The organism is Falsiroseomonas oryzae (genome assembly GCF_027856955.1).
In the GTDB taxonomy this organism is placed as follows: Bacteria; Pseudomonadota; Alphaproteobacteria; order Acetobacterales; family Acetobacteraceae; genus Falsiroseomonas; species Falsiroseomonas oryzae.
The window spans coordinates 1-1,178 of sequence record NZ_JAPSMD010000835.1 but is presented as its reverse complement, the minus strand read 5'-3'; the positions used below and the strand labels follow the sequence as shown (position 1 = coordinate 1,178).

At 75.9% G+C, this 1,178-nt stretch carries 2 protein-coding genes; one reads left to right on the top strand and one right to left on the bottom strand.

Annotated features, from left to right (window positions below):
- A partial coding sequence (locus OZN99_RS32080) for a FecR family protein (RefSeq protein ID WP_270939237.1) occupies window positions 1–500 on the top strand: 500 nt, incomplete at its 5' end.
- On the opposite strand, the gene OZN99_RS32075 is transcribed toward OZN99_RS32080, so the two are convergent.
- Window positions 489–1,178: adenylate/guanylate cyclase domain-containing protein (locus tag OZN99_RS32075; protein ID WP_270939236.1), on the bottom strand; the 690-nt coding region annotated here is incomplete at its 5' end. The genes OZN99_RS32080 and OZN99_RS32075 overlap by 12 nt on opposite strands.

Genomic DNA, 1,178 nt, shown 5'->3' with positions numbered 1-1,178 from the left:
TGCGTGGCGCCGCGGCGGCGGAGCGCGCCGGCCGGCGGCGCGACCTGGCGGCGGCGGCACCGGTCTTCGACGGCGACACCGTCACCACCGGCGATGACAGCCGGATGGTGCTGCGCCTGGGCGAGGCGATGGAGGTGCGGCTCGGCGCCGCGGTGCGCCTGCGCATCGACCGCTTCCTGGCGCGGATCGGCGGCACGCTGGTGCTGGAACGCGGGGCGATGCTGGTGGACCGCCGCGGCGGCGAGGCGGCGCCGGGCCTCGCGGTGCAGAGCCCCTATGGCCTGATCGCCGTGCGCGGCACGCGCTTCTTCGCCGGGCCCAGCAATGGCGTCTTCGGCGTCTTCGTCGAACGCGGCGCCGTGCTGATGATCGGCGCGGGGCAGGGGGTCGAGGTGCTGCCGGGCTTCGGCGCGGATATCGCCAACCCCGGCGAGCCGCCCCGCGATCCGACGCGCTGGGGCGCGCCGCGCATCGAGGCGGCACTCGCCTCAGTCGGCTGACGGCCTGACCGTGTAGAGCTCGAGCGGCGCGGCGCGTCCGCGCACGGCGTGGGCGCCGAGCGGGCGCAGCGCGGCGCGCCCTATCCGTTCGGCCGCAACGGGGCCGATGCAGATCGCCGTGCCGAGTTTCTTGTTGTACGCCTCCAGCCGCGCGGCGGTGTTCATCACGTCGCCATGCGCGGTGTAATCCAGCCGCCCGCTGCCGCCGACATCGCCGACCACCGCGGGCCCGGTCTCGATCCCGATCCGCGTGCGCCCGAGCGCCAGCCGCGTGCCGAGCGGCGTGCGGCGCTGCGCCTCCGCCGCGGCGAGCAGCGCAACGGCGCAGTCCAGCGCGCGGCGCGGATGGTCGGGCAGGTCGAGCGGCGCGTTGAACACGGCGTGCACGGCGTCGCCCACGATCTTCTCCACCATCCCGCCATGCGCGACGACCACGCGCGTCAGCGCATCCAGGTAGGCGTCCAGCATTGCGACCAGGTCGTTCGGCGCCACGCGCTCGGTCAGCGCCGTGAAGCCCTCCAGGTCGGTGAACAGCGCGGTGATCTCGCGCATCTCGCCATCCAGGCGCAGCGCGTCGGGCGCGCTGGCGATGCGGCGCACCACGGCCGGCGGCAGGCGCTGCTCGAAGCGCGCATGCAGGGCGCGGGCGCGGCGCTCGGCGGCGGCATGGGCGGCGAA